Raw genomic sequence first — 25,307 nt, forward strand, 5'->3', positions numbered from 1 at the left:
CATCCTGACATGAAAAATTCCCCAACGCTACAACGAACCAAGCTCGGCCTTCCGGTTGCCGTTGTCACTGCAGCGCTGATGCTGTCAGTGACGGCGTGCAGCCCCGCCGGCAACGCATCGGCGTCGAACCCGTCCGGCGGCGCTGCCGCAGCGGGTACCGGTGTCCCTGCGCTGGAAGTCAACCAGGCCGCCGTCGACCTTCTTCCGGAGTCCATCAAGGCTTCCAAGGTGCTGCGCGTTGCCATCCCCACCAACGAGCCGCCGACGCAGTTCTACCTCGAGGGTACCCAGGATATGGCCGGAACCAACCCGGACGTGGCTCGTCTGATCGGCCAGGCTTTGGGTGTCACCGTGGACATCCAGGTGGCCAACTTCGATTCCATCATTCCGGGCCTTGCAGCTGACCGTTACGACATGACTGTTTCCTCCATGACGCCCACGGAGAAGCGGATGGAAGTCCTGGACTTTGTTGACTACATGCAGATAGGTAATGCGATTGCCGTTCCCAAAGGCAATCCCGGTGGCATCAAGGATGAGAACGCACTCTGTGGCAAGAAAGTAGGGCTCCTCACGGGCTCCTACCAGCTGACCGTGAATGTCCCTACCTATGACCAAGCCTGCACAGCCGCCGGCAAAGACGCCATTCAAAAGAGCGAATTCCAGGACACCCGGCAGGCCATCTCCGCACTGACCAGCGGACGCCTGGACACGGTGCTGGCTGACTCGCCCATTTTGAATTACGCCGCCACCCAGAACCCGCAGATCGAGGTTGCCCGGACATACGAGTTCGCTCCCGTCGGGGTGGGCGTGCCGAAGGAATCCGGCCTGGTGAAGTCCGTATCCGCGGCACTGGATGCCGTGATCAAGAGCGAGTCCTACGTCAAGGTCCTCGGGAAGTACGGCCTTGAATCCAGTGCCATCACCGACGCCCGCGTCAACTTCGCCCAGTAGTGAAAGAGGTGACTGCTATGAATACGCAACCCTCAGCCCCCGATACCAAGGAGCCGGCCACATCAGCGGCCGGTGACTCCATCCCGGTGGTGCCCCTGAAGCACCCGGTCCGTTTGGCCTTGGCGATCGTCCTCATTCTGGTGGCGCTGGGTGCTGCCTGGGATGTCGCAGTGAACGAACGCTACCGCTGGGACGTTGTGGTGTCCTACCTGTTCGCCCCACAGATCCTCGCCGGTGCAGGGCTGACGCTTCTGCTGACCGTAGTTTCCATGACCGTGGGCATCGCGCTGGGAACGCTGCTGGCCATCATGCGGCTCTCCGACAACCCGATCCTGAGCACCATCAGCCGCGGCTACATCTGGTTCTTTCGCGGAACGCCGCTGCTGGTCCAGTTGATCTTTTGGTACAACATTGCGGCGCTGTATCCGGTGATCGCTTTCGGGCTTCCCTTCGGTGGACCATCCGTGGTGTTGGGATCGGCAAATGTGCTGATCTCCCCGCTGGGTGCGGCACTGCTGGGGTTGTCCCTTAACGAGGCTGCGTACATGGCCGAGATCATCCGTGGCGGCATCGGCTCGGTGGACAAAGGCCAGTACGACGCCGCCCGGGCCCTGGGCATGAGCGGTGGCAAGCTGATGGGCCGGGTGATTCTGCCGCAAGCCATGCGCGTGGTCCTTCCCCCCACCGGCAACCAGGTCATTTCGATGCTGAAGGGCACGTCCTTGGTGAGCGTCCTGGCGATCTCGGACCTGCTCTACTCCGCCCAGATCATTTATGCGAACAACTACCAAACCATTCCGCTGCTGATCGTTGCGAGCCTCTGGTACCTGCTCATGACCACCGTCCTGAGCTTCTTCCAAAACAAACTTGAACGCCGGTACGGCCGTGGTTTCGACTCAGCGCCGCGACGGATCCGCAAGCCTAAGACAAGGACAGCATGATGACTACCGCCATGGTGGAAGCCCGGGGAGTCCGGAAGAACTTCGGCGTTATTGAAATCCTGAAAGGCATTGACCTTAGGGTTGAAAAGGGATCGGTGACCTGTTTGATCGGCCCGTCCGGTTCCGGCAAAACCACCTTCCTGCGCTGCATCAACCACCTTGAAAAGGTTGACGCCGGCCGCCTCTATGTTGACGAGCACCTGGTGGGCTACGCCGAACGCAACGGCAAGCTCTACGAAATGAAGGAACGCCAAACGGCCCGTTCGCGGCTCAACGCGGGCATGGTGTTCCAACGTTTCAACCTCTTCCCCCACATGACGGTGCTGGAGAACATCATCGAGGCCCCCGTGCATGTGCTTGGCCGGCCCCGGCGCGAGGTTGTGGTGGAAGCGCAGGCACTTCTGGACCGGGTAGGCCTGGGCAACCGCGGACACTCCTACCCACAGGAGCTCTCCGGTGGACAGCAGCAACGCATCGCGATCGCCAGGGCGCTGGCCATGAAGCCCAAACTGATGCTCTTTGATGAACCCACGTCCGCGCTGGATCCCGAACTGGTGGGCGAGGTCCTGGACGTCATGAAGTCCCTGGCTGAAGCAGGAATGACCATGGTGGTGGTGACCCACGAGCTTGGATTCGCCCGGCAGGTGGCCGATCAGGTGGTGTTCATGGACGGTGGCGTGGTGGTCGAAAGCGGCCCGCCCGAGCAAGTGCTGGGCAATCCGCAGCACGAACGCACCAAGGCGTTCCTCTCCAAGGTTTTGTAAGCATCGGTTTTGTAAGAACTCCAAGCACGACGAAAGGCATCACCATCATGACCCGACTCCAAGTCACTACGGACCTCGCACCAAGCCCGGCCGGCCCCTATTCCCAGGCCATCGTGGCCAACGGATTCCTGTTCACGGCGGGACAAACACCCCACCACCCCATCACGGGCGAGCGGGTTGGGATCACCATCGAGGAACAAACCATTCAGGCCATGAAGAACGTGGGCGAAGTCCTGGGTGCCCACGGCCTGGACTTCTCCCACGTAGTCAAGGCGACCGTGCACCTGCACCACCCGGGGCGCGACTTGGACGGGTTCAACGCCATCTACGAAAAGTACGTTGTTGCCCCATACCCGGCGCGCACCACCGTGGGTTCGTTCCTGGGCGACTTCTTGGTGGAGATCGACGTCGTAGCGGCCGTCCCGTAGCAACCGCACCCTCAGGAATGTCGGGGCCAGGGTGCCTGCCTGCCTCAGGCGGCATCCTTGTCCGGGGCGGATGGCGGCTGTCCTTCCACCACTGCGTCACCGACCGGCGCCGTTCCGGACGCCTGGCTACCTGCCAGGCGCCGACGCTCCAACTCGCAGTTGATCAAATCCAGCAGCGCCTGCGCCGGTTCGGATAAGTGATGAGTGTCCGGTGATCCAAGTTGGTCGCAGTGGATCAGCACGTGTCGGATGCGTTCCAGTTCGCGGGAGGGCACCAAGGGCCAGCGGTGGAACAGTTGCCGGACGGCTATTGCTCCGAGGAGGGCATCGGGCTTGTTTGCCACTACATGATTGCCGTGCTGAGCGGCGGCCCGTCGCCTGGCGATCGTGGCCGCCGACAGCGCGACGCCATGGGCCATGAGATTCTCGGCCTTAAGTGAATTCGGGGCCATGTGAGGACCTCCCCGGGTAGGGCGAAGGAAGCCGGATGCCTGACTGTGGAATTAGCTTACAGAATGTGACTTATGTCATGTCAATATTAACGGGAGATATCCGCCGTCGTCATTGCAGAACCGTTCCGCCGCGGCGGCCCCCCGTGTCCTGTGTGCGGCACCGCATCAATAGTTGCGCCGGACCGCCGTGCTGTCCAGGTCGCGGTGATGCCGCGCCCGGCGGAGAAAGCTGCGCAGCGCCTCTGTTTCCGACTGGGTGCGAAGGATGGTGAAGTCCATGATCCCGGCTCGTTCGTCGGTGTCCCACACCCGCCAGCCCGTGCCGTCGCGGTCGATCCAGGTGGAGTTTTGTGAACGGCCGGTCGGACCGAACCAGTTCGCGGTCGCCATGCGATGCGCGGCGAGGTATTCCGCTACCTTCGCCACGGTCAGGAGTTCGCCGTCCGCCAGCAACTCGTCCAGGCCGGGCAGCTCTCGATTGTGCATGGTCCCATTCTCCTTCGGAAGAGGTATTTCGCCACAAAGCATCGACACGATGATGGCCCTGAGGCTCAACCCAGGTGAACGTGCGGGGTATCGCTTGTTCCGCTGAAGGTCCTACGGTCGATCCTGATCAGGAGCAGTGCGACGGGGACGATCAGCAGCGCCACTCCGGCGGCCCACAGGAACACCAGCGAGTAGCCCGAGGTCAGCGCAGCCAGCGTCCCGCCGCCGAGCGCTGCTGTGGCCGCCGCCGCGATGGTGCTGAAAAGCGCAATGCCCAGCGAGCCGCCTATCTGCTGTGATGCGTTGACCAGCGCGCTCGCGACGCCGGCATCGTCCTTGCCCACTCCGAACAGGGCCAGGTTTTGCATGGGGACAAAGACCATTCCGAGGCCTACGCCCATGAGGATGAGGGCCGGCAGCATGTTGACGGCGTATGTTCCCCCGGGAGTGACTTGGGTAAGCCACAGCATGGCTGCAGCAATGAAGATAGGCCCCAACGCGCTGGGGATCCTTGCCCCCAGCTTGGGGAGGTTCTTCGCAATAAGGCCAGCAGTGACGATCAGGACCACGGTCATGGGTAGCGAAGCGATTCCGGCTGCGAAGGGCGCGAAGGCCAGTACGATCTGCAGATAGAAATTGATGAACAGGATGCCGCCAATCAGCACCGCTCCGGCCAAGAATGAGGCCAGGAAGGCAGCCGCCCGGTTGCGTTCTGTAGCGACGTGCAACGGCAGCAGTGGATTCTTGACCTTTCGCTCGACGGCGACGAACAGGACCAGCAGGGCCACGCCTGCGGCGATGAAGCCCCATGACTCGATAGCCGCCCAGCCGTGTTCGGCATTCGCGAAACCGTAGACGAGGGCGCCCAGGCCGGACGCGGCAAGAACGACGCCGGGCCAGTCGTATTTGGTGGAGCCGCCCGCTTTGCTTTCGCTCACCAGGGTCCAGACGCCAACGAGGGCGATGATGGCGATGGGGACGTTGACGAAGAAGCACCAGCGCCACGAAACGAACTCGGTGAGGAAGCCGCCAAACAAGACGCCTGCGGCCGCGCCCACCCCGCTGATGGAACCGAAGATGGCGAATGCGGTGCCGCGATCCTTGCCTCCCGGGAAAGCGACCGTCAGCAGGGCCAAGGCTGCGGGTGCCAGGAGTGCAGCAAAGATACCCTGCAGGGCACGGGCCCCGATCAGTTCCCAAGGCTGCTGGGCCAGGCCACCGATGAGTGAGGCGATCGCGAAGCCCGCGGAGGCGGTGATGAAGGTCCGCTTCCTGCCCCAAAAATCAGCGATCCTGCCACCTAGGAGCAGAAACGCGCCGAAAACCAGTGCGTAGGCCGTGACCACCCATGCTCGGGTGGAGTCGCTGATGCCCATTTCCATTTGAAGCCGGGGGAGTGCCAGGTTCACGATGGTTCCATCCAGGACCACCATGAACTGGGCAAGCGCGAGGAACGGCAGGGCCCGCCAACCCATCGCTTTCTTCCCGTCCGGTCCCCCCGAGGGAGTGGTCTTATCGAGCAGTTGTGAGGTCACGGGGCACCAATCATCGAAGTAGTAATACTTACAAAAGTATAAGTACTTTTGGAGATGACGGTAAGCGTAGGTGGCGTGACGTCGCTTACGCCCGGGTGGACTTGGTGGCGGGGCCGTTCACGTGGTGCTCAGGCTCGGATAGTATTCCCGCCAGCTTCTGCAACGCCGGAAGGCTGGCTTGGATGAGTGCCCGTTCCTCGGGGGTGAGTCGCTCGCTGGCACTGTCCAGAACGCTGGCCCACACCCCGTCCAAGAGGGCCTTGATCCTCTTGGATTCGGGCGTGGGGTGTAGGGAAACGTAGCGCTTGTCCGATGCGTCTTTTACGCGCGTGACCAGCCCGGCAGCAACCAACTCACGGAGCTGGACACTGACATTGCTGAGTTGGCGTCCCAGGCGTGCAGCGACTTCCGCCACCGTGACGCCCGGGTGGCCTTCCACCACGCGAAGAATTTCCAGGACGCCGTTTGAGATGGGTGGCAGGCCGGTCTCATTGAGTGACTTGCGCCGGATATCTGACGAAATGTCAATCATGCAGACGGCCAACGCCGCAAAGTTCACTGGCTTTTCTCCCATTCGTCAAGCATAGGTGGGGCGCATCGCCGGCCCGTCTTGCTCGCGGTAGGTAGCCCGCCCTAGTCATTCATCCTTTTGCCCGAACAGGCGCCGCATGCCTCCGCGCGCCAGCATCAGGACGATGATGAGTGCAGTAACTGCGAAGAATCCGCCGAGCTGAACGGCGTCACCAAAGGCGAACGCCACCAGCTCGAGAACCAGGAACTTGCTCCCTGGCAGGATAAGGAGCAGCGCCACGATGCTAATGACCCGGACAACGACGGTCTTCCCGCCCCGAATTCGCCCCACGATCTTTTTCTTGGCGAGCAGCACAATCTCAAGCACGATCTTGAGCAGGATTGCCGTCAGCAGGGCCAGTAGGAACGACTCGGAAATAACAGCCGGGAGTAATTGGATAAAAACGCCCAACACCACCAGATAGACCAGGACATCCACAAGATCGATCGGGCGGATCCGCATTCGGTGAGCGTACCAACCATGGAGATGATGGCATAGGGATATCTGCCAGCACGTTCCGATTGCTAGGCTGGACTCATGACCCGTCGCCTAGCCGCCCTGTCCGCCGCCCCGTTGTTGTTGCTGCTCGTCGGGTGTGGAGCCGTGGAGGAAGCTGCCACAAACGCTGCCAGCGACGCCGCCTCGAAGGTGGCCACGGCCGCCGCCGATGAAGTGACCAAGCAGGTCTGTGCTGTAGTTCAGGACGGCTTGGTCAGCGTTCAGGACAAGCAACTCCTAGTCGGCTTGGTCTCGGCCGCCGAAGCTGCCGGTGTCCCCGCAGAGATTACGACGCCGTTGAACCAGATCGCGGAAGCAGGAGACGAAGTGCCGGCTGAGTCAGTCCAGGCATTGAAGGATGCCTGCGCACCGTAGTAACTGGTGCCCGAAGCGCCCGGCATCCCAATGATTCGCATCTAGGTGCGGACGAGTTGTCGGCGGGCACGATGAGGCGGTTCCTGTCTTGAAGGCGGGGGCCTCTCGGTACCTGATGGTTCGCCATCCGATGATGACGCGTCACCCGATGAATTGGGGTCGCTTTCGCCTCCTGAGGCACGCTCATAGCCCGGCAATGGTGGCGCAGTGGATTGGTACGTGTGCCCGGTTGGTGTGCTGAGCTCCATGGTGTGGACCTCTCCTGAGAGCGGTTTGCTGTTCCATCCGGGGTTTTCTTTGGTGTGGTTGCAGGCTTCGCAGAGTCCTGCGCCGTTGTTAGGTGTGGTGGTTCCGCCGGAGCGCCAGGGGACCACATGGTCGATGTGCCGGATGGGCGCGTCGCAGTAGGGGGTGCGGCAGGTGTCGTCCCGGGCTTCGATGAATCGTCGGAGCCGGGGTGGGAAGAGTCGGGCTTTGGAGTCCATTTTCAGGAGTTCGCCCGTTCCGGGTGCGGTGTAGAGCCGCCGCAGCCACACGGTGAAGTCGCGGTCCGGAACTGGTGAGCCTGCCTGGCCGGTCGCCAAACCACTTGCTTCGTCTGCCTGAGGTTCACGAAGTAGTTTCCGTGCCCACTGGGCCGGGACGATTCCATAGCCTTTGAGCCGGGCCGGTTCGCTGTCTGCCTGAAACAGGGTCCGGTCCGTCATCACCAGATCGAGGTTGATGCCGCGACCCCGCCCGGGGTTCCGGTAACGCGTTCGACCAGGGTGTCAGCCATGACCTGACCGCGGGAACGGGAGTCACCGCCGGCCCGGGCAGTATCAGCCTCACGGGTCAGGGCCGCATACGCCGCGACGCCTTGGGCCACTGGCAGGAGGGCGGTCAGGTAGGTCATGGTGTCCGGGGCGGGTCGCAGGCTCACGGTCCGTTCGGTGGCTGCGTGACTGGCGCGTTGGGCCACCGAGCGGGGATCACGACGATACGCGGCAGCCTTGACCGCGGCGATGATGGCACGGTCGCCTTTCCCTTCGAAGGTCCCGGTGTCCGGGGCGAGTTCCTCATCCACCGCGCACCGGTCTTCCACGGACAGGCACGCTGTTTCCTTCACCAGCAGCATGGCCCGCCATTCATTGAGCTGGCCCGATTCCAGGGCAGCCAGGGTGCGGGGCATCTCCGTCGCCACAGCCTTCGCGAAGCCCAATAACCGGGACCCACGGTTCGGGGACTCCCGCCGGGCCAACGCCACCTGGGCCCCGACACCCTGACCCTGCTCGGACGCAGGAACACCAGCAGCGGCCTGCTCGGCCCGCTGGGCAAGATCAAACGCCACAGCGGCCCGCGCCTGCAGACCGGTGATGGCGGACTTCAGGTCCTCCAACCCCCGGAGCTGGTCAATCAGCTCTCCACTGGAGCGGGCAAGCGGAACAGAGCCAAGGAGCACGACGAGGTCAGACACCCGGGGCACTGAATAGCCTGGCAGAGGCCCCGCGGCAGGGAGTGCGGAGTAGGAGGGCCGGGGTAGTGCTTCCCAGGCGCGCCCGAGCTCATCATCGTGTGACGGCGTCTGCGTGGCCCGGATCTGCTCCATGCCCCAACTCTTCCAGCACGCAGCAGGCGCTATAAGACCACAACTTCCGTATGTGGAAACCACGCCCTATGTGGAAAACAGTGCCCGTGCGGAAAACAGTGCCCTGGAGGAAAACAAGTGCCCGGTCGGCAAAGAGTTGAGATCTCGCCCCTCAGCGGTCGCTCGCAACTCCAACTCCAGCCCCAGCCATCACGCTCCTGGCCCGCACCGTGACGGCTGCCCCGAGAACTAGAGCAGCAGCAACAGCCGCGGCCACCGCCGTCGGGAATGACTCGGGTGCGTCGGCGCTGCGGCCCACGGTGATCCACAAGAGGCCCCACGCGATTGCAGCCGCCAACGCGAGCCGGCCGTGACCCTTGATTGCCAAAGCGATTCCAACCACGGCTACCACCACCAGCACAGCCACGGACCAGATTTCGGGACGCAACCCAAAGCCCTGAAAACCAGATGCCTTCAGAGCCGCCGCGATGTTGGCGCATGTGGCCACACTGACCCAGCCCAGATAGAGGCCCAGGGTCCCGTCCACCACCACAGCTTCAACCCAGGAGCCAGCGCGGGTCTGGCTGTAGCGGAGGAATGCCACCACGAGCGTCGCCAGCAGGGCCAGGATCACCACAACACTGACCAAAAGAAGACCCGCCTGCACGGACAGGATCCACGCCGCATTGAGAATCATGGACGCCGCAACGATCCAGCCAAGGGAGCGCTGCCGTTCCGAGGACCGCTGCGAGGGCAACCATTGCCACACCGTGTAAGCAACAAGCCCGGTGTACACCACGGACCATATGGAGAAGGCAGGCGTGGCTGGCGCCAGCAGGGTTGAGTCGGCGGCCAGGGCGCCGCCGGCGGCCTGCGCGATCGGTGTCCCGCCAAAGACTCCGACGCCGATCATGGAACCAACAATGCAGATCACCAAGCTCACAGTGACTGCGATCTGCCGCCGAAGATCCGGGCTTTGGGTTGCCATGTGCAGTGCCTCTTTCCTGGTGCTATACGGGGGTGGGATGTGCGGGGTCATGCATTCAGGGGGTACGTGACTTACTATCAAATTGCTAGTGAAACGAGCTTTACGCTTATCGAAGGAACACGGGATGGACGCTCAAAGTCACGCAAAGGGCTATTGGTACGGCAAGGACCCTGGTCAAAAGGCCATAGCCATCGACGTGCTGAACGCCCTGCGGGATTACCGTGCTTCCGAGCAAGCGATGCGGCGCAGGACGCGTTCGTCCATGGGCATGGGCGAAAAGGACCTCCTGGCGCTGCGTTATCTGTTCGAAGCCGAGGCCGACGGCAAGGTGATGAAGCCGAAGGATCTGGGCGACAAGCTCGGCATAACGTCGGCGTCCATGACAACCCTGATCGACCGTTTGGTGGAGTCCGGCCATATTCGGCGGGAACCCCACCCCACCGATCGCCGGGCACTGATCCTGAAGGCAACGCCTGGCTCGGACCAGGAAGTACGGCATACCTTGGGCGGCATGCATCGGAGGATGCTGGATGCGGCCTGCGCTTTGACCCCCGAAGATTCCCGGGTGGTGGTGGGCTTCCTGCAGCACATGCGCGAAGCACTCGACACGATTGATGACGAGACTGAAGACGGTGCGCATCCTGAGGGGCCCGCCCAGTCATGACGTGAGGCTCCACTGCAGGATGAAAATGAGCGTCACCAGGAATCCTGAACCGTAGTTGAGCCAGATGAACCGCCGCCATGCCACATTGGTGCGTGCCGCCGTCGTGTCCGTGACGTTCCAATAGCGTGCGCAATTGATGATGTAGGGGACGGCGATGATCGCCGCGAGCGGTCCGGGCCACGGAGTGGCCAGCATGGCCAGTCCGGCAACCAGCCAGAGCACGACGGCGAGCCTCACCGTCCGGCGGGCGCCGATGACTGTTGCTATGGAGCCGATCCCGGCCTGACGGTCGGGTTCGATGTCCTGGACGGCGCCGAACGCATGGGCCGCCATACCCCACAGGAAGAACGCCACAAGCAGGACCACCAAGCCGGGTGTCACGTCCGCCCCCGCCAAGGCCAGTCCGGCGACGGCGGGACTCACGAAGTGCGTACTGGACGTCAGCGAGTCCAAGACAGGGCGTTCCTTGAAGCGGAGTCCTGCGACGGAGTAGGCCACCACGGCGAAGGCGCTGACGGCCAGGCTGATCCATGCCGCAGGCCCGCCGGCGAATGCCAACACCAGCAGGAAGGGAACGTTGGTGATGGCTGCGAGCCACAGCATGGGGCGATGGAGCCTCGGCTGGAGGAGCGCGCCTTCCATGCCGCCTTTGCGCGGGTTTTTGAGGTCCGACTCGTAGTCGAAGACGTCGTTGATCCCGTACATGGCCAGGTTGTAGGGGATCAGGAAGTAGAAGGTGCCCACGATCAACACCCAGTCGATTTCCCGCGTGGTGAGGAGCATGGCCGCGGCAAACGGGTAGGCCGTGTTGATCCAGCTGACCGGCCGTGATGCGAGTAACGCCTGTGGGATAAGGCCTTTGAGGTTACCCCCACGGTTGGATTCTCCGGAACGCTTGCGCGTCAGCCACATCCACAGACCAGGCAATGCCACGGCGCCGGCCAAGGGGTAGGCGAAGTCCTCGATGGGTGCCAGGCCTACTTTGAGGCCAAGGATGTGTGCGGAGTCGTAGTGGAAGAGTTCCATGCCGATCATGACGGAGTCGAACACCGCCGTGAGGACGGCCAGCGCAGCGAGCGCGAGGCCAACGGCTTTCCAGTGTTTGCCGCTTTCACCAGGACGGGCGCCCTGACGAGCAAAGATCACACCCGCGGCGACTGCCGCGGCGATGAAAGCGAGCGCGAGCCACAGGTAGGTCATACGTTCTCACGCTCCCGTGCTCTTTCACTGCGTTTGGCCGGAGTCCGGTCAAGAAGCTGCCGTGCGCCTGTGTACAAAACCATGGTGCACAGCACCAGGAAAAGCAGGAATACGGGTTCCTCTATTGGCAGTTCTGGTGCCAGGAGCAGCCCGGTGGCGATAGTGCCTTCGCCGCGCAGAAAGATCCCCAGGCCGATGCCGGCCACGTCCCAGCCGAGCAGGAACAAGACCCCGACGGCGGTCACGATCGCCGCCGCTTTTGCGTCCCGCCAGAAGAACAGGCGGAAGCGGTGGTCGAGCAGAAGCATGCAGGTGATGCCCATGACTAACGACGCCAAGTAGAGAAAACCCATCAGCCAATCCTGCTAGCTACAGGCCTCACAGTGGTAGGGCCGGTGCTGTGATCGCCGCGGATCCGCTTCAGGACCAGCTCGGCACTGATGAGGCACATGGGCACGCCCACGCCAGGAGCGGTAGTAGCCCCGGCGTAGTACAGGCCGCGAACACGCTTGGAAGCATTCTGGGCCCGGAACATGGCGCTTTGCTTCAGGGTGTGTGCCGGTCCCAGCATGCCGCCGCGCCACGAGTTGTAGTCCCGGGCAAAGTCGGCCGGTCCGATGGTGTGCCGGACCACCACTCGTTCGCGGAGATCCGGAATGTTGGCCCACTGGGCGATCTGGTCGATGGCGGCGTCGGCGGTCCGTTCGATGAGTTCATCGCCCGCACCGTCGGGTCCGCCTGCTCCCAGCGAGGGGTCGGCGGGGATGGGAACCAGAACAAAAAGATTCTCGTGGTCCTTGGGTGCGACGCCGGGGTCGGTGGCGCTGGGTTTGCACACGTAGATGGAGGCGGGATCCGGGATGCTGGGGTCGTCCCCGAAGATTGAGGCGAAGTTGGCCTCCCAATCCCGGGTGAAGAACAGGGAGTGGTGGGGAAGATCCGGCAGGGAACCTTTCACGCCCAACATCACCAGGACTGCGCCGGGCCCACTGGTCCGGCTCTGCCAGTACTTCTTGTTGTAGCTCCGGTCCTGGACTCCGAGTAGTTGTGTCTCGGTGTGGTGGAGGTCGGCGCCGGATACTACTTGGTCGGCAACGCTGTAGTGCTCCGCGCCGGAACTGTCGCGCCACTTGACGCCGGTGACTTCCCGGCTGTCTTTGCCGGTAAACCATGCAGGAAGTTCCAGGCCGTCAAAACGCCCGATCTTCTTGGGGTGGGCCGCCTCACGGGTGGTGATCTTGAGGGCTTCGGCCCCCGTGTGGATCCTGACTCCCGCGTCGATGGCTAGGGTTTCCAGGCGTTCAACCAGCGCCCAAAAACCGCCCATTGGGTATTGCACGCCGTCGCTCAGGTCCAAGGCACTCATCAGGTGGTACATCGCCGGAGCAGCGGACGGGCTGGTGCCCAGGAAGACCGCCGGGTAACCGAGGACCTGGCGAAGGACGGGGTGCTGGAAGCGCTGCGAGACGTATTTGTCCAAGGGCGTCAGCAGTAGCTGGGCGAGCTTGGGCAGGCTCCGCACAACGTCCGGTTGAAGCAGTGCCTGCAGTTTGGTGAACGGGTTGTAGAGGAAGAACCGTTCAGCCATCTTTGTGGTGTGTTGCGCCGAAGCGAGGTAGGAACGGAGTTCCTTGGCGCTGCCGGGCTCAACGCTTTCGAAAGTGCCCAGAACCTGGTCGCTGCCAAGGGGGATGGTCAGCGGGTCCGGCCGCACGCCGTCGTGGTTTGGCTCGCTGAAGATGCGGTACGCGGGACTGAGCGTGCGCAGATCCAACTGTTCGGCGGTGCTGGTGCCGAGCAGCTCAAAGAAGTGATCGAAGACGCCCGGCATCAAGTACCAGGAGGGGCCGGTGTCCCAGCGGAAGCCGTCGCGTTCGAGGCTTCCGGCGCGGCCACCCACTTGGTGGCGTTGTTCGAGGAGCTGGACCTCGTGTCCTTCGTGGGCGAGGAGTGCGGCGGTGGCAAGCCCAGCGATGCCACCACCGATCACCACTGTCCGGGTCATCGCTGGAGCTCCATCCATGTTGAGGCGACGGCACGGGCGGCGAGCCCGGCTTTTACCGTGTCCGGTACCCGGACCCGGGATCGGTAGAGCTCGTCCACAGTGGTCTGCTCAATTCTGTCCGTCAGTGCCTGGAACAGTGCTGAGGCGCTCCGGACGGCGGCCCTGGCGTCACGCGGCAGCAGGGGAATGACGGCGTTGGCATCGGCCAGCTGCGCACGGATGGTGCGGACCCATTCCATGCGCTCGCGGTCCTCAAGATGGTCCGAGGTGCCAAGGTAGCTTCGGCCCAGGCGGGTTGTGTCGTCGGCCAGGTCCCTCAGGAAATTGATGTTCTGGAAAGCAGCACCCAACCTGCTGGCGCCGTACTCCAAAGCCGCGGCGTCGCCGTCGTCGATGCTCTCATCCCGCATGAAGACGCGCAGGCACATCAGCCCCACCACCTCGGCGGAACCGTGAACGTAGCCGTCGTGGGCGTCGGCGTCGAAGCGCAGCGGGGCCTGCTGTGGGGCCTGCTGTGGGGCTACAACGGGCGAGCCTTCAGTGTGCTCGCCAAGGTCCATGCGCATGGAGTCAAAGAACGGATCGATGAGCGAGTCATCAATCCTTGCGGTGCGGGCTGTCTGGGCGAACGCGTGGATGATGAGGTCGCTGCTGTAGCCGAGCTGGACGGCCCTGTGTGTCTCGTCAATGAAGTGGGTCAGGGCGTCGCACTGCTCCTGGTAGCTCAGGCCGGCTTCGGCCGTCACTCCGTCAACGAGTTCGTCGGCCACCCGCACCAGGGCGTAGATGTTGCGGACGTGCTGGCGGTGCCGGGAACCCAGGAGCCTGCACGCCAGGCCAAACGAGGTGGAGTAAGCGGAGATGACCTGGTTGGCGGCACGTTCGGCCGTGCGGGTGAAATGCGTGAATGAGGTATCCGTCGCGACGCTCATGATTGCCGTCCCTCCAGCTGTCCCGCGAGATTGAGCATCACGTTGCGGACACTTTCCGGGATGGTGCTGGTCAGTTGATGGTTGAAAGCTTGCATTTGTTCCTCGATGAGGCTTTGGACAAATGCCTCGGCCCCGCAGTCGGTGAGATGCCGGCGGACATGCTCGCCGTCTCCGACGCTGAGTTCGGGCATGCCGAAGAAGGGTTGGATATCCGTCCACGCGATGGTGGTCCGTGCGTGGGCGATGATGGCCGTCTCCTTGCCTTCGCGGAGGTCCGAAAAGGGATCCTTACCGTGCCGGCGAGGATCCCCGAAAGTGGACAGGAGGTCGTCCTGGAGTTGGAAGGCGAGGCCAAGATGCCTGCCGGCTGTTGCCAGCGCATTTTCGATCCCGAAGTCGGCGCCGGCCAGCGTAGCGGCGGCTCGTAGCGGAAGTTCGAACGTGTAGGTCGCTGTCTTGTAGCCGCACATCACCAGGATGGTCTGGAGGTCCGGGGCAATAATGCCGTCGCCCAGGCCCACGTCCAATTGTTCGCCCGCTACGGTCTCGTTGATGGTGTGTTCCAGGAGGTCCAGCAGCCTCAGGCGGAGCTCGTGGGGGAGGTCTGCGCGGGCAAAGGACTGGTGTGTGGCCGCAAGGAGCATGTCGCCCATCAGGATGCCGCCGGTCTGGGCCCAATGAAGGCCGTTGCCGGATCGGGCGCTATCTTCGCCGGTGGTTTGGGCGCCGGCGGTTTGGGCGCGGGCGGTTTCGCCGGCTTCGGCGAGGAGGGATCCGATCAGGTTGGGGTGTCCGCGGCGGACGAGGTCGCCGTCGATCACGTCATCATGCAGGAGGAAGGCGTAGTGCAGGAGTTCGATGGCGGCGGCGATGCTGATGGCGGTTTCGCGGTGGCGTGGTTGTGCGGAACGGCGGTGTTCCTGCTGTAGGGCGTCGTAGGTCTCCATCAGCAGAAGGGGCCGAACGAACTTGCCGCCGAGGACGTTTTGGCCGGCGAGCGCCCAGAGTCTGGCGAAGTCCGGGCCGTAGGCTGTTGCTGCGCTGGCCCTCTTGCCGATCAGCCCGCTGAGCTCGTTTTCGATCGCGGTGCAGAGATCGGTCCGGCCGCGGACGGTGTTTGAGGTGATGGTCATGCTTGGGCTCCGGCTTGGAGTGGCAGGGCGTCGGCCTCGAGGAGCTGTGGGAATTGAAGTCCAAGCCAGGGGCTGAACGCGGCCGGCGTGTGTTCAAGTGCGTCGGCGAGCAGCGCAGGCGAGATCCAGGCCCAGTCCGCAACTTCGGCGGGATTTGGCTTCAACACCCCGGCGATGCGGGCTGTGTATACGGGGCAAACTTCATTCTCGACGATCCCCAGGGGGTCTACGGCCCTGTAACGGAAGTGCGGGAGGACCAGGTCAATCCTGGTGACGTCTACTCCGAGTTCGAACTGTGCCCGCCTGAGGATGGCGTCCTCGAATTCCTCGCCGGGGCCGGGGTGGCCGCAGAAGCTGTTGGTCCACACCCCGGGCCACGTCTTTTTCTCGGGTGAACGGCGGGTGAGGAGAACTTCCCCGACCTCGTTGAGCAGGTAGCAGGAGAATGCCAGATGGAGGGGGGTGTTGAGTGTGTGGACTCCTGCTTTGGGAGCCTGCCCAATGGGCGTTCCTTCGTCGTCAAGGAGGACTACCATCTCTGTCGCGTTCATGTTGCGCCTTCCTCCACACCTTCGTTTCTGCCTAAACCTGAATATTGCTAGACAAGCTAGAAGAAAGGCTACCATGTAGGAAGTTAGGTGTAACATACCAATCATGTCCAGATCTGAAGATATACCCGAAGAAGCCGGGACCCCGGTATCTGCCGGCATTTATCATCTGGACGCCAATGACCCACATCAGGAACTGGTGGATCGCTCCGGCCTTTCCGGCGAGGACGTTGAGCAGATCAGCGAACTCATGGCAGCGCTGGGACGGCTGCGCGAGGCCGAAGAACGCCTCTCCGACGCCTCGCTCAGATACATGAAACTCAACCAATCGGACATGCGCGCACTGCACTATCTGATTGTCTGCGCCAATCACGGTGTTATTGCCACACCCGGCGCCATCGCGTCCAGATTGCACATCTCGACGGCGTCAACCACCAAGCTGCTCGACCGGCTGGAACGCGCCGGGCACGTCACACGACACGCCCACCCCTCCGACCGCCGCGCGCTCGCCATCGCCATTACTCCCGAAACGCACGCGGCCGCCATGAAGACCGTCGGCCGGCAGCAAGCCAAGCGGTTCCTGGCCGCAGCACGCCTCACCCCCTCCGAACGGAAGACGGTTGCGCGCTTCTTGGATGACATGGCGCAAGAGATCGAGGTTTCCGGTGAAGCGTGGGCTGGTTCTGGGGCGCAGCCCGGGGTTTAGGACGGAACCCGGCCCCAGTGCTGGACGCTCAGTTCAGGAATCTCAGTACAGGAAGATCGGCAGCCAGTCCCTGTTGTGCGCATGAACCAGCGCGAGGAACAGCACCAAGTCGAAGAGCAAGTGCACGGACACCACGTAGGTGAAGGATTTGGTGAGCTTGAACGTATACCCCTGGAGCAGGGCGAAGGGGAAGGTCAGCAGCGGACCCCACGACTGGTAGCCGATCTCCCACAGGAATGACGAGAAGACCACTGCTTGCAGGAGGTTGGCCAGCCAGTCCGGAAAATGTTGGCGCAGCAGGGTGAACGTGGTGCAGATGAAGAACAGTTCGTCCCAGATTCCCACGGCGTTAACGCCAAGGAAGAGCCTCCAGAAGATCTCCGGATCGGAAGCATCCGGCCAGTTTTGGTAGACGCCCGTCCTGATCAGGTACACCGGCAGGATGAAGTACCCGAGTGCAACCACGCCTATGAGGTACAGCTTCGCGGCCAGCGGCCACTTGCGGCCCGTGTTCACCGGGAATCTGATGATGTCTTCCCGGTAGAGGAACCGCGACACGAGCCACGGCAGCAGCACAGCCAACGCCAGGGCGCCACCCATGAGTGCCATGTGCTCTGTGCTGAGGTCAGCGTTGAGGGGCACCAGGCTGAAGATGGTCATGCCGGCCGCGATCAAGGCGAGGTGCCGCATCAGCCGGTGGTCGATGAACGCCGCAGTCAGTACGCTGGCCACCAGCAAGCCGTAACCGAGCAGCCCGTTACCCAAGGCAAAGAGCGGCACGCCGGACAAGGAAAGCAGCGCCGCTGGCAGCAGCTTCCAGGTCAGGGCGGTCCGGGGCAATTCCATGGACATGGTTGTCACCCCTCCAGCATGTCAGGGGTTCGTGTCCGGCAACATGTTTTCCCTCGTCAGGAGTCATCCCGGTGTCTCAGGTGCAGCGATTCGTCTGTAAGATTCGTGACAGGGCCCACATGTTTTCGTGGGGCCGGTCATGGCTGGCTTTGCCCAGTGGGGGACACACAAAGGAATAATTTATGGCTCAAGACGCGGGCTCTTCACGACCGGAAAGCGGCGACTCCACAAAGGGTGACGCTGAGGCATCACCGGCCGGAGAAGACATGACCATGCGCGAACAAGTGCTGGACATCATCGAATCCATCCTTGCCGACAGCGATGCGCGGAGCGAAGGCGTCAGGAACAATCTTCGCGCGCTGCTTGATGCACGCCCCGAAGACCCGGAGCGCGTTCTGCTGGAGCACTTGCTGGGGACCCGCAAGACGCAGGGCTCAACGGCCAAGGTACCGGTCCAGCGTGAAGCAGCCAGCCTGCACTTGGAGTCCTCGGACATAGCCCGGACCGTATCGGTCCCCGTCAGTCATGAAGTCCGCGAAGGTATCCAATCCATCCTCGCGGACAAGCTCCTGTTGACAGCCTTCCAGCCTGTTCACGCGCTGCCCGGCGGCGAAGTGGTGGGTGTGGAGGCGCTCACCAGGTTCGTCGGTGAAGATGGCGCCGGTGCAGATGTGTGGTTCAACGAGGCAGCGGCAGCCGGCTTGGGCACAGAACTCGAAATTGCGGCACTGCATTGCGCCCTGACGGCCGCACACGATGTCCCCGAAAACATGTCCGTTGCGCTGAACCTCACTCCCGCAACGTCCAGCGACCCCCGCGTGCGGAACCTACTGGCCGCTGCGGCACTCGCCCCGGACAGGATCATTGTTGAACTGACCGGCAGCTTGGATGCCGTTGGAGGACAAACCGGCGACGACGGGCTGGGCCCACTGCGCACCCTGGGTTTGCGCCTGGCCATCAGCGCGTCCGGAGCCGCTTTGGTTTCCATGGAACGGATTGAACAGCTGCGCCCGGACATCATCAAGCTGGATCGACACTTGATTGAAGGTATTGAAAGCAGCGACGGACAAAAAATCCGGGCCAGGGCCATCGTGGAGCTCGCGCGCGAAATCGGTGCGGACATCATTGCCGAGGGCATCGAAACAGCTGCTGAGCTTAACGAGGTCACCGAGCTGAAGGTCTCTGCGGCGCAAGGCTACCTCCTGGGCCGCCCTTCGGTTCACCCCTTGGACTGGTCCGCGTGGAGCATCCGTGCGCAGACCGAAGCACAGCCCGCAGGCTAGCCAACTGCCCGGCATTTGGGTGACTCGCGTAAAGTAGCATGCGGGGGTTTTTCGGTCCCAAAAAATCGGGGACTGCTAAGGCAGGGACCCACCTAGCCAGGAAGTTCTTCGTTGATGGACAGTTTTTTCAGTATGCTCGCGGATCTTCGCGATAAAACAATCCCAGCGAGGTTGGCGGCACGCATGAACTCCCCGCGGGGCCTTTTGTGGGGCTTCGTGGTGATTCACCTGGTGTTCCTGGCCTTCGCCGCCGTGCTGTCGTTGCGCGGGGAGGCCTTCAGCGACACCTTTATCTACCGTGACTGGGCGCTCGCAGGATTCAACGATGCCAACCTGAGCGGTGGTCCCAGCCCCTGGGTGTACCCCATCCTGGCGCTGATTCCCATGGGCCTGGCAGCAGTTGCCGGCCCCGGCCCCTTCTTCTTCCTGTGGGTTCTGCTGACCACACTGCTGAACGGCTGGGCGGTTCTTAAACTCACTGACCGCGGCCGTCGGCAGGAAGCAATTCCGGCTGCCTGGTGGTGGCTGGTCTTCGTCTTCCTCATGGGCTGGTTGGGATTCGCCCGTGTTGACGGGCTGACTGCCCCCATAGTGCTGGTGGCACTGGTCTACGGCGCCACGCGGCCCTTCGTCGCGTCGATCCTCCTGAGCGTCGCCACCTGGGTGAAGGTGTGGCCCGCGGCCGTCATGCTGGCCCTGTTCGCGGTGGTCAGGAAACGCCTGCACGTTGTGGCGGCAGGAATTGCGACGACGGCGGTGGTGGTTGGGCTGGCCGCGGCAGTTGGCGCCGTGCCCAAGTTGCTGAACTTCCTGACACAACAGGGAGACCGTGGCATGCAGCTCGAAGCGACCTTCACCACTCCATGGTTGTGGTTGTCGGTCCTCGGCGTCGGGGATTCGCGCATGTACATGAACACCGACATCAATTCCATGCAGGTTGACGGACCCGGCACGGCGCTCATGTCCGTGTTGATGCAGCCGCTCCTGCTCCTGGCTGCGGCCGCCGTCGCCGGTCTAACCTTCTGGGCACTGCACCAGGGGAAGCTCAACGGAGGCGTGGACCGCACGGAACTCCTCCTTTCAGGAGCCCTCACCCTGGTGACCGCCTTCATCGTTTTCAACAAGGTGGGTTCACCACAGTTCATGGTGTGGCTCGCTCCGGCCGTGGCTGTGGGACTTGCGCACAACTGGAAAGAGTGGCGTGTGCCGGCCACCATGCTGATAGTGATCGCGGTTGCCACCTACTTCATTTATCCGCTCTTTTACGATGCATTGAGCCACAACAATCCGTGGATGGCGCTGGTCCTTACTATCCGTAACGTCCTGCTGGTGGTCCTCTTCTTCTGGTCAGCGCGTCGCTTGTATTCCCTGGGCCGTAAGCCATCCGTGGTCACGGCACCTGCAGGCAAGGAGCACTAAGATTTCAGCGACGTTCTTCGACCGGCTGGTCCAAATCCGCAGCCGGGTCCTGCCCCCTGCCGTTGTGGCGTGGTTCGCCCGCCCCTCCAGTGTGTGGTGGGGATTCGCTGCGGTCCACTTCTACTTCCTGTGCTGGATGGCGTCCTTCTTCCTCAACGGCAACACCTTCAGCGACACTGAGCAGTACCGTCAGTGGGCGATGGATGGTTACAACCCGGAGAACCTCAGCGGGAAAATCAGTCCGTGGGTCTACCCCGTACTTGCCCAGATTCCCATCTTCCTGGCAGGCATTGCCGGTCCGGATCTCTACTTGTTGATGTGGACCCTGGGGATCACTGCCCTCAACGCCCTGGGCCTCTGGTACCTGACGCGCGGCCCACGGCGTGTTACCGGGATCGCGCCCGCATGGTGGTGGCTGTTCTTCACCGTGTTCATGGGGTATCTCAGCTTTGCCCGGGTTGAGGGCATCACAGCCCCCATCGTGCTGATCGCGTTGATCTGCGCAGCCCAAAGGCCCGTTGTTGCCTCAGTTCTGCTGAGCATCGCGACGTGGATCAAAGTGTGGCCGGCAGCAGTGCTGGCACCCATGATCATTGCTTCGAAGAACCGGCTGCAGATGGTCGCTGCCGGGGTGGGCGTCACCGTCGTCGTAGGCCTTGGAACGTACCTCGCCGGTGGCTTCAGCCACATCCTGGACTTCTTGATCAACCAGGGTGAGCGCGGCATGCAACTGGAAGCTACTTTCTCCACGCCCTGGGTGTGGCTCAGTGTCTTCAACATTGCCGGATCCAAAATGGCGGACAATACGGCCATCAACTCCACGGAGGTTTACGGGCCCGGTGCCGAGGTTGCTGCGTTCCTGATGCAGCCATTGCTGATAGTTGCCGCTATCGCGGCCGCCATCCTTCTCATCCGTGCCTTGAGGCGGGGAGCGGAGCGCGAGGAACTGTTCCTCGAGGGCGCCTTGATGATGACTACCGCGTTCATCGTGTTCAACAAGGTGGGCTCGCCGCAGTTCATCATCTGGCTGGCCCCTGTGATCATTGCCGGGCTGACGCACGACTGGAACCGTTGGAAGGTGCCGGCAGCCTTGCTGATGGCCATTGCCATGACCACGTTCGTGATTTATCCGCTGTTCTACACCCCGCTCATTCACGCCCACCCGGTCATGGCTGCGGTGCTGACCACCCGGAACGTCCTGCTGGTGGTACTGCTGTGGTGGTCGGTGCAGCGGACAGTGGAACTCGGGCGGCGAGTAAAGCACGACGACGCCCCGGTGGTCCCGAAAGCGCTCTAGCGGATAGTCGGAGGGCGGTGGAGCAGGCGACGGTCAGTCTGCCCCACCCAGCGCGATAACTTGCCTTGAACCAGCAGCCTGCGGGTATGGATGTCCAGGAACACCAGGTAGAACGCGAATAGCAGCGCAATGGCGAATGCCAGCGAGGACAGGTCCACGGAGACCTCCACAAAGGACCATACCGACAACTGATCCTGCGCTCCGAACACCACAAAGAACGTCACCCCCACGTAGAGGCACCGCATCTGCCAGTCATCCCTGATCCCCGTCACAGCCAGGAACGGGACGAACCACAGGATGTACCACGGCTGGATGATGGGGGAGAGCAGCACGATCGCCGCGAAGGCAAGCGCCATTCTCCGAACCACCCTGGAATGGTCCCCGCGGAACATCAGCACCAGCACCAAGGCCACAGCGCCCCACTTCATGGCGGCTCGCAGAATGTCCGCCATGGCATTGCCGGGAAGCCCCAAGGCGTTGCCGAGGAACTCGATCTGCTGGCCTATGAAGCCGGACGGCGAGTAGCCCGTAAAGCCCGGGGTGGGATCCGTGATAGCCCACGCCCAGCCCAGCCCCAGGCCATAAGGGACACCGCTGACCACCAGGATGGCGAAGCTGATGCTTGCCGTTGCTGCCCAGATTCCGAACTTACGCGGCCAGGAGGCCCCTGCGCCTGCCCACATCAGACCAATGAAGGGCAGCAACAGAACGGTGGCCGGTTTGATCCCGATGGACAGTGTCACCAGCAGGATGCCCAGGAGAGGCCGCTTGGTGGCCGCGAAGTAGGTTCCCGCAACGGCGAAGCCCACCATGATGGCGTCGTTGTGGGCGCTGGCCACGAAGCTGATGAGGAAGAGTGGATTGGCCACCGCGATCCAGAGCGCCCGAGCACCGTTGATGCCGTGCAGCTCCGCGAGCTTGGGCACATAAATGACGCACAACAGCACCCCGCCTGCGGCAAGTAGCCGGAACAGCAGGACTGATACGTCCGGTTGGGCGCCCGTGATGGCAACCACCGCGTGGGCCATCCACAAGAAGTACGGCCCGTACGGAGTACGGGCTTCCGCCCACGCCGGGTCCGCGCCCAAGGCGAACCAGTTGTTCAAAGCCGAGATGCCGACGTCGTAAGGGTCCTGGCCCTCCATCATCAGCCGGCCTTGGCCTATGTACGCATAAACGTCACGCGAATAGACGGGCACAGCGAACAGCAGGGGAAGCGACCAGGCTCCGATCGCAGCGACAATCGGTTTGAGGGAGTTCCCCTCCCAGCTGCCCATCCGTTGGCCCAAACGCAGCCAGGAACGCACCAGCAACATGGCACCCACGGTCAAGAGGACAGCGGAGACCGTGACGCCCCAGCCCTCAGTGCGCAGGGCAATGACTATGGGATGGCGGATCATGGGGGAGCCATTGGCGATCCAGCCGATGCCAATAGAACCGGCAAACATGAACAAGGAGCCAAGGAACCCTTGCAAAATAGCGGGATACGCAACGGGCTTTGTTGCTGGTGTTGTTGGTTTCGGGGACTTGGTAGCAGTGGAGGTAGACGGGCTTGCTGCTGCTGAGGTCTCTGGATGTGGACTGGGGGTACTGCCTGCCGTCATGACTGGTCGGTTCCCCCACTCACGGTATGGCGCTTCCAAGAAATGAAACGCGGATTGAAGCCGAAGAGCTTGTACTTGCGGCAAGTGAAATTTTAGCGTCGATCCAGCCAACACCACCACAGGCGCGGCAAAGGGTGACGGACTCCATAGCCGTGCACCGTTATGCCGCGGAATATTCCCCTGATGTCATGACTGCTGAGGAATGGTCCCCGGGTCCCGGCCTATATATGCTCCTGGAGGCATGCTTGCTCCGAATACGGGGCCTGGCTCCGGCCGCTTTGCGTGCCGCCCGTCGTCGGCCTTTCGCTGCGTCAAGCGGCGCACCACCCACGGAAACAGGTGCTCCCGCGCCCAGATCATGTCGCCCGCGCGCGCCTCACGCCAGTTCCGCTCAGGCAGGGCCTTGGGCGTCAGCGGTTCCAGGGAATGCGGGACGTTGAGTGAATCGAGCACCATGATGGCAATGGTGTGTTGACCCAGCGGGGAAAAATGTAGCCGGTCCGCATTCCACATGCGGGGGTCCGTGAGTTGGCGTAATGCCCAGAGGTCGGCGATCAGGGCATCATGCCGTGCCGCAACGACCCTGATGTTCTCGTTGAAAATGGCCACTTTGCCGCGGGCGAGCCCCAGCACAGGGGTAGCGCCAAAGTCCGGCCCGGCAAAGAGCAGGATGGTTGCGCCGGTAGCTGCCAGCCGCTCAACACCCGCGTCCAGCTCGAGGGCGAGCTTGTCCGGATCGCTCCTGTGGAAGAGGATGTCGTTTCCGCCGGCGTTGAGGGTGATCAGATCAGGGCGCAGCTCGATTGCCGGGCCCACCTGCTCGTCGAGTATTTGGTGGAGCAGCTTTCCGCTGATGGCCAGGTTGGCGTAGGCGAAATCCTCATGACCAGTGCTCAATTCCTCGGCAACCCGGTCCGCCCAGCCTCGGAGGCCGCCGGGGCTCCGCGGTTCGGGATCCCCCAAACCTTCCGTGAACGAATCGCCCAAAGCCACATAACGGCTCCACGGGTGCTGGCCGGTCCGGAAACTTCCGGAACCGGCCTGCCCCGAGCCATCCGTATATTGGGCGTTCATCTCCCCATAGTGCGCTTACCGGGCCGTCTGCGCCATGGGTGGCCTGGGCGTCAGCAACTTTTCGGACGCAACCTGACGGCGATTCGTTCCAGCGCCTCGTTGACCGGAGCAAAAGTTGCCGGCAGGTTCAGGAAGCCATGAAGCATGCCATGAATTTTCACTTGCTCCACGTCAACACCCTGGGCTGCAAGTAGGGCACTGAATGATTCGCCGGACGCCCGCAACTCGTCGTATTCGGCATTCAGCACCAATGTAGGTCCGAGGCCACCCAGGTCTGCGTTGGCGGGCATTGCGTATCCCGGAACGGGGAGATCATGTGAGGTGCCCAGGTAGTTCTCTGTTGCCGAGTGGATCATCCGAGGTGTCAGCCTCATGGCATTGGGCAACTCCGCCAAAGCGAGCCGCAGGGACTCCGACGGCACAGGGGGCTCGGCGTGCATCAACGGGTACACCAGCACAAGATGCTCCGGCACCCACCCGTCCTCGTCCCGGAGCCGCAGCGCGGCGGCAGCGGCCAAATTCGCACCAGCGCTGGCGCCACCCAAGGAAATCGATGTGATGCCCCACTCCGTCATATTCGCTCGGACCCAGCGAATGGCGGCAACCACATCATCCAGTGGTACTGGGTAGTGCACGCCATTGACGGCTAGCCGGTAGTCCACGCTCACGATTGTTGCTGATGCCCGCTGCACCAACTGCCTTGCAGTCCAGTCGGCCTCTTTCGTGTCCAGATCCCCGAATTGGAAGGCTCCGCCGTGCATCCACACCATGGCGTGTGGGGAACCAGCTACCTGACTCGGTTCTAAAGGGGTGTAAATGCGAAGTGGTACCGTGCCATGCGGGCCGGGAACAGAGATCAATTGGGTGGCGGCAGACGGAGGGGGAGGCGCGTCCAGGTAGGCATCAAATGCCTCCATCTGTGCCCTCATGGACGGCTCGCGAAGGCCGGCTTCCAAGGATGGAATGCCCTCCAGCAAGGGCAGCCGAGCGGCGATGTCGGGGTGAAACGGCATAGCTTCCTTTCGAGGTCCGTG

General features: G+C 62.6%; 26 protein-coding genes and 1 pseudogene. 10 read left to right on the forward strand and 17 right to left on the reverse strand.

What is annotated here, in order from left to right; translation table 11 throughout:
• Nucleotides 1-9: 9 nt before the first annotated feature.
• Genes LDN70_RS01595 through LDN70_RS01610 form a run of 4 tightly spaced genes read left to right on the forward strand, consistent with a single transcriptional unit; the run spans nt 10 to nt 3,084 of the window.
• Entirely contained in the window at nt 10-951 is a 942-nt protein-coding gene (locus LDN70_RS01595; protein WP_223941518.1) for an ABC transporter substrate-binding protein, read from the forward strand.
• A gap of 17 nt (nt 952-968) precedes the next feature.
• Nucleotides 969-1,892, forward strand: coding sequence for an amino acid ABC transporter permease (locus LDN70_RS01600; RefSeq protein ID WP_223941519.1), 924 nt, complete (start codon nt 969-971; stop codon nt 1,890-1,892).
• On the forward strand, nt 1,892-2,656 hold the full coding sequence (locus tag LDN70_RS01605) for an amino acid ABC transporter ATP-binding protein (RefSeq protein WP_284705371.1): 765 nt from the start codon (nt 1,892-1,894) through the stop codon (nt 2,654-2,656). Before LDN70_RS01600 ends, LDN70_RS01605 begins: the two co-directional genes overlap by 1 nt.
• Before the next feature lie 47 nt (nt 2,657-2,703).
• Nucleotides 2,704-3,084: a RidA family protein gene (locus LDN70_RS01610; RefSeq protein WP_223941520.1), complete on the forward strand. Its 381-nt coding sequence runs from the start codon at nt 2,704-2,706 to the stop codon at nt 3,082-3,084.
• Nucleotides 3,085-3,128: 44 nt separating this feature from the next.
• Here LDN70_RS01610 and LDN70_RS01615 read toward each other — a convergent pair whose 3' ends face one another.
• The 5 genes from LDN70_RS01615 to LDN70_RS01635 form a co-directional block, all read right to left on the reverse strand.
• Nucleotides 3,129-3,536 carry a hypothetical protein gene (locus LDN70_RS01615; RefSeq protein ID WP_223941521.1) on the reverse strand — a complete coding sequence of 136 codons (408 nt, stop codon included), beginning with the start codon at nt 3,534-3,536 and terminating at the stop codon, nt 3,129-3,131.
• 165 nt (nt 3,537-3,701) lie between these two features.
• The gene (locus LDN70_RS01620; protein WP_142937014.1) at nt 3,702-4,022 is read right to left on the reverse strand and encodes a hypothetical protein; all 321 of its coding nucleotides are present in this window, start codon (nt 4,020-4,022) and stop codon (nt 3,702-3,704) included.
• Nucleotides 4,023-4,087: 65 nt separating this feature from the next.
• A complete protein-coding gene (locus LDN70_RS01625) occupies nt 4,088-5,557 on the reverse strand; it encodes an MFS transporter (protein WP_223941522.1) in 1,470 nt (489 codons plus the stop codon).
• A gap of 85 nt (nt 5,558-5,642) precedes the next feature.
• Nucleotides 5,643-6,131, reverse strand: coding sequence for a MarR family winged helix-turn-helix transcriptional regulator (locus LDN70_RS01630; RefSeq protein ID WP_166841117.1), 489 nt, complete (start codon nt 6,129-6,131; stop codon nt 5,643-5,645).
• A gap of 63 nt (nt 6,132-6,194) precedes the next feature.
• The gene (locus tag LDN70_RS01635) at nt 6,195-6,590 is read right to left on the reverse strand and encodes a hypothetical protein (protein WP_166841118.1); all 396 of its coding nucleotides are present in this window, start codon (nt 6,588-6,590) and stop codon (nt 6,195-6,197) included.
• Between the two features lie 75 nt (nt 6,591-6,665).
• On the opposite strand from LDN70_RS01635, the gene LDN70_RS01640 reads away from it, so the two are divergent.
• A complete protein-coding gene (locus tag LDN70_RS01640) occupies nt 6,666-7,001 on the forward strand; it encodes a hypothetical protein (protein WP_166841119.1) in 336 nt (111 codons plus the stop codon).
• A 41-nt stretch (nt 7,002-7,042) separates the two neighbouring features.
• Here the strand turns inward: LDN70_RS01640 and LDN70_RS01645 are convergent.
• Both LDN70_RS01645 and LDN70_RS01650 read right to left on the reverse strand, forming a co-directional pair.
• Nucleotides 7,043-8,589 (reverse strand): annotated as a pseudogene (locus LDN70_RS01645) (HNH endonuclease).
• Between the two features lie 151 nt (nt 8,590-8,740).
• Entirely contained in the window at nt 8,741-9,556 is an 816-nt protein-coding gene (locus LDN70_RS01650; protein ID WP_223941523.1) for a TspO-related membrane protein, read from the reverse strand.
• A gap of 124 nt (nt 9,557-9,680) precedes the next feature.
• Here LDN70_RS01650 and LDN70_RS01655 point away from each other — a divergent pair, with 124 nt between their 5' ends.
• Nucleotides 9,681-10,220: a MarR family winged helix-turn-helix transcriptional regulator gene (locus tag LDN70_RS01655; RefSeq protein ID WP_208096357.1), complete on the forward strand. Its 540-nt coding sequence runs from the start codon at nt 9,681-9,683 to the stop codon at nt 10,218-10,220.
• Here LDN70_RS01655 and LDN70_RS01660 read toward each other — a convergent pair.
• Genes LDN70_RS01660 through idi form a run of 6 tightly spaced genes read right to left on the reverse strand, consistent with a single transcriptional unit; the run spans nt 10,215 to nt 16,041 of the window.
• The gene (locus LDN70_RS01660; protein ID WP_223941524.1) at nt 10,215-11,420 is read right to left on the reverse strand and encodes a prenyltransferase; all 1,206 of its coding nucleotides are present in this window, start codon (nt 11,418-11,420) and stop codon (nt 10,215-10,217) included. The two genes, LDN70_RS01655 and LDN70_RS01660, sit on opposite strands and share 6 nt — an antisense overlap.
• The gene (locus LDN70_RS01665; protein WP_223941525.1) at nt 11,417-11,773 is read right to left on the reverse strand and encodes a lycopene cyclase domain-containing protein; all 357 of its coding nucleotides are present in this window, start codon (nt 11,771-11,773) and stop codon (nt 11,417-11,419) included. Before LDN70_RS01665 ends, LDN70_RS01660 begins: the two co-directional genes overlap by 4 nt.
• The gene (crtI, locus tag LDN70_RS01670) at nt 11,773-13,425 is read right to left on the reverse strand and encodes a phytoene desaturase family protein (protein WP_223941526.1); all 1,653 of its coding nucleotides are present in this window, start codon (nt 13,423-13,425) and stop codon (nt 11,773-11,775) included. The genes LDN70_RS01665 and crtI overlap by 1 nt, the downstream gene beginning before the upstream one ends.
• Nucleotides 13,422-14,357, reverse strand: coding sequence for a phytoene/squalene synthase family protein (locus tag LDN70_RS01675; protein WP_166841125.1), 936 nt, complete (start codon nt 14,355-14,357; stop codon nt 13,422-13,424). Before LDN70_RS01675 ends, crtI begins: the two co-directional genes overlap by 4 nt.
• Nucleotides 14,354-15,490, reverse strand: coding sequence for a polyprenyl synthetase family protein (locus LDN70_RS01680; protein ID WP_223941527.1), 1,137 nt, complete (start codon nt 15,488-15,490; stop codon nt 14,354-14,356). Before LDN70_RS01680 ends, LDN70_RS01675 begins: the two co-directional genes overlap by 4 nt.
• A complete protein-coding gene (idi, locus tag LDN70_RS01685) occupies nt 15,487-16,041 on the reverse strand; it encodes an isopentenyl-diphosphate Delta-isomerase (protein WP_166841126.1) in 555 nt (184 codons plus the stop codon). Before idi ends, LDN70_RS01680 begins: the two co-directional genes overlap by 4 nt.
• 103 nt (nt 16,042-16,144) lie before the next feature.
• On the opposite strand from idi, the gene LDN70_RS01690 reads away from it, so the two are divergent.
• A complete protein-coding gene (locus LDN70_RS01690; RefSeq protein ID WP_142937000.1) occupies nt 16,145-16,744 on the forward strand; it encodes a MarR family winged helix-turn-helix transcriptional regulator in 600 nt (199 codons plus the stop codon).
• 42 nt (nt 16,745-16,786) lie between these two features.
• Here LDN70_RS01690 and LDN70_RS01695 read toward each other — a convergent pair whose 3' ends face one another.
• Nucleotides 16,787-17,590: a CPBP family intramembrane glutamic endopeptidase gene (locus LDN70_RS01695; protein WP_223942575.1), complete on the reverse strand. Its 804-nt coding sequence runs from the start codon at nt 17,588-17,590 to the stop codon at nt 16,787-16,789.
• Nucleotides 17,591-17,778: 188 nt separating this feature from the next.
• Here LDN70_RS01695 and LDN70_RS01700 point away from each other — a divergent pair, with 188 nt between their 5' ends.
• From LDN70_RS01700 to LDN70_RS01710, 3 genes are all read left to right on the forward strand, one after another.
• The gene (locus LDN70_RS01700) at nt 17,779-18,879 is read left to right on the forward strand and encodes an EAL domain-containing protein (RefSeq protein WP_223941528.1); all 1,101 of its coding nucleotides are present in this window, start codon (nt 17,779-17,781) and stop codon (nt 18,877-18,879) included.
• A gap of 114 nt (nt 18,880-18,993) precedes the next feature.
• Nucleotides 18,994-20,298: a glycosyltransferase family 87 protein gene (locus tag LDN70_RS01705; RefSeq protein WP_223941529.1), complete on the forward strand. Its 1,305-nt coding sequence runs from the start codon at nt 18,994-18,996 to the stop codon at nt 20,296-20,298.
• A 64-nt stretch (nt 20,299-20,362) separates the two neighbouring features.
• Nucleotides 20,363-21,595 (forward strand): glycosyltransferase 87 family protein, encoded by a 1,233-nt coding sequence (locus LDN70_RS01710; RefSeq protein ID WP_223941530.1) that lies wholly within the window; start codon nt 20,363-20,365, stop codon nt 21,593-21,595.
• Here the strand turns inward: LDN70_RS01710 and mptB are convergent.
• The 3 genes from mptB to LDN70_RS01725 form a co-directional block, all read right to left on the reverse strand.
• The gene (gene mptB, locus LDN70_RS01715) at nt 21,592-23,199 is read right to left on the reverse strand and encodes a polyprenol phosphomannose-dependent alpha 1,6 mannosyltransferase MptB (RefSeq protein WP_166841131.1); all 1,608 of its coding nucleotides are present in this window, start codon (nt 23,197-23,199) and stop codon (nt 21,592-21,594) included. The genes LDN70_RS01710 and mptB overlap by 4 nt on opposite strands.
• 186 nt (nt 23,200-23,385) lie before the next feature.
• Nucleotides 23,386-24,273, reverse strand: a complete 888-nt coding sequence (locus tag LDN70_RS01720; RefSeq protein WP_142936994.1) for an SGNH/GDSL hydrolase family protein — start codon at nt 24,271-24,273, stop codon at nt 23,386-23,388.
• 50 nt (nt 24,274-24,323) lie between these two features.
• Nucleotides 24,324-25,286, reverse strand: a complete 963-nt coding sequence (locus LDN70_RS01725; protein ID WP_223941531.1) for an alpha/beta hydrolase — start codon at nt 25,284-25,286, stop codon at nt 24,324-24,326.
• Between the last annotated feature and the right edge of the window lie 21 nt (nt 25,287-25,307).

This window comes from Arthrobacter sp. StoSoilB22 (genome assembly GCF_019977315.1).
Taxonomy (GTDB): Bacteria; Actinomycetota; Actinomycetes; order Actinomycetales; family Micrococcaceae; genus Arthrobacter.

Excerpts from the sequence above, each read along its gene's own strand:
- LDN70_RS01595 (WP_223941518.1), top strand. The coding sequence starts at position 10 with ATGAAAAATTCCCCAACGCTACAACGAACCAAGCTCGGCCTTCCGGTT.
- LDN70_RS01600 (WP_223941519.1), top strand. The coding sequence starts at position 969 with ATGAATACGCAACCCTCAGCCCCCGATACCAAGGAGCCGGCCACATCA.
- LDN70_RS01605 (WP_284705371.1), top strand. The coding sequence starts at position 1,892 with ATGACTACCGCCATGGTGGAAGCCCGGGGAGTCCGGAAGAACTTCGGC.
- LDN70_RS01610 (WP_223941520.1), top strand. The coding sequence starts at position 2,704 with ATGACCCGACTCCAAGTCACTACGGACCTCGCACCAAGCCCGGCCGGC.
- LDN70_RS01615 (WP_223941521.1), bottom strand. The coding sequence starts at position 3,536 with ATGGCCCCGAATTCACTTAAGGCCGAGAATCTCATGGCCCATGGCGTC.
- LDN70_RS01620 (WP_142937014.1), bottom strand. The coding sequence starts at position 4,022 with ATGCACAATCGAGAGCTGCCCGGCCTGGACGAGTTGCTGGCGGACGGC.
- LDN70_RS01630 (WP_166841117.1), bottom strand. The coding sequence starts at position 6,131 with ATGGGAGAAAAGCCAGTGAACTTTGCGGCGTTGGCCGTCTGCATGATT.
- LDN70_RS01635 (WP_166841118.1), bottom strand. The coding sequence starts at position 6,590 with ATGCGGATCCGCCCGATCGATCTTGTGGATGTCCTGGTCTATCTGGTG.
- LDN70_RS01640 (WP_166841119.1), top strand. The coding sequence starts at position 6,666 with ATGACCCGTCGCCTAGCCGCCCTGTCCGCCGCCCCGTTGTTGTTGCTG.
- LDN70_RS01650 (WP_223941523.1), bottom strand. The coding sequence starts at position 9,556 with ATGGCAACCCAAAGCCCGGATCTTCGGCGGCAGATCGCAGTCACTGTG.
- LDN70_RS01655 (WP_208096357.1), top strand. The coding sequence starts at position 9,681 with ATGGACGCTCAAAGTCACGCAAAGGGCTATTGGTACGGCAAGGACCCT.
- LDN70_RS01660 (WP_223941524.1), bottom strand. The coding sequence starts at position 11,420 with ATGACCTACCTGTGGCTCGCGCTCGCTTTCATCGCCGCGGCAGTCGCC.
- LDN70_RS01665 (WP_223941525.1), bottom strand. The coding sequence starts at position 11,773 with ATGGGTTTTCTCTACTTGGCGTCGTTAGTCATGGGCATCACCTGCATG.
- crtI (WP_223941526.1), bottom strand. The coding sequence starts at position 13,425 with ATGACCCGGACAGTGGTGATCGGTGGTGGCATCGCTGGGCTTGCCACC.
- LDN70_RS01675 (WP_166841125.1), bottom strand. The coding sequence starts at position 14,357 with ATGAGCGTCGCGACGGATACCTCATTCACGCATTTCACCCGCACGGCC.
- LDN70_RS01680 (WP_223941527.1), bottom strand. The coding sequence starts at position 15,490 with ATGACCATCACCTCAAACACCGTCCGCGGCCGGACCGATCTCTGCACC.
- idi (WP_166841126.1), bottom strand. The coding sequence starts at position 16,041 with ATGAACGCGACAGAGATGGTAGTCCTCCTTGACGACGAAGGAACGCCC.
- LDN70_RS01690 (WP_142937000.1), top strand. The coding sequence starts at position 16,145 with ATGTCCAGATCTGAAGATATACCCGAAGAAGCCGGGACCCCGGTATCT.
- LDN70_RS01695 (WP_223942575.1), bottom strand. The coding sequence starts at position 17,590 with ATGGAATTGCCCCGGACCGCCCTGACCTGGAAGCTGCTGCCAGCGGCG.
- LDN70_RS01700 (WP_223941528.1), top strand. The coding sequence starts at position 17,779 with ATGGCTCAAGACGCGGGCTCTTCACGACCGGAAAGCGGCGACTCCACA.
- LDN70_RS01705 (WP_223941529.1), top strand. The coding sequence starts at position 18,994 with ATGGACAGTTTTTTCAGTATGCTCGCGGATCTTCGCGATAAAACAATC.
- mptB (WP_166841131.1), bottom strand. The coding sequence starts at position 23,199 with ATGACGGCAGGCAGTACCCCCAGTCCACATCCAGAGACCTCAGCAGCA.
- LDN70_RS01720 (WP_142936994.1), bottom strand. The coding sequence starts at position 24,273 with ATGAACGCCCAATATACGGATGGCTCGGGGCAGGCCGGTTCCGGAAGT.
- LDN70_RS01725 (WP_223941531.1), bottom strand. The coding sequence starts at position 25,286 with ATGCCGTTTCACCCCGACATCGCCGCTCGGCTGCCCTTGCTGGAGGGC.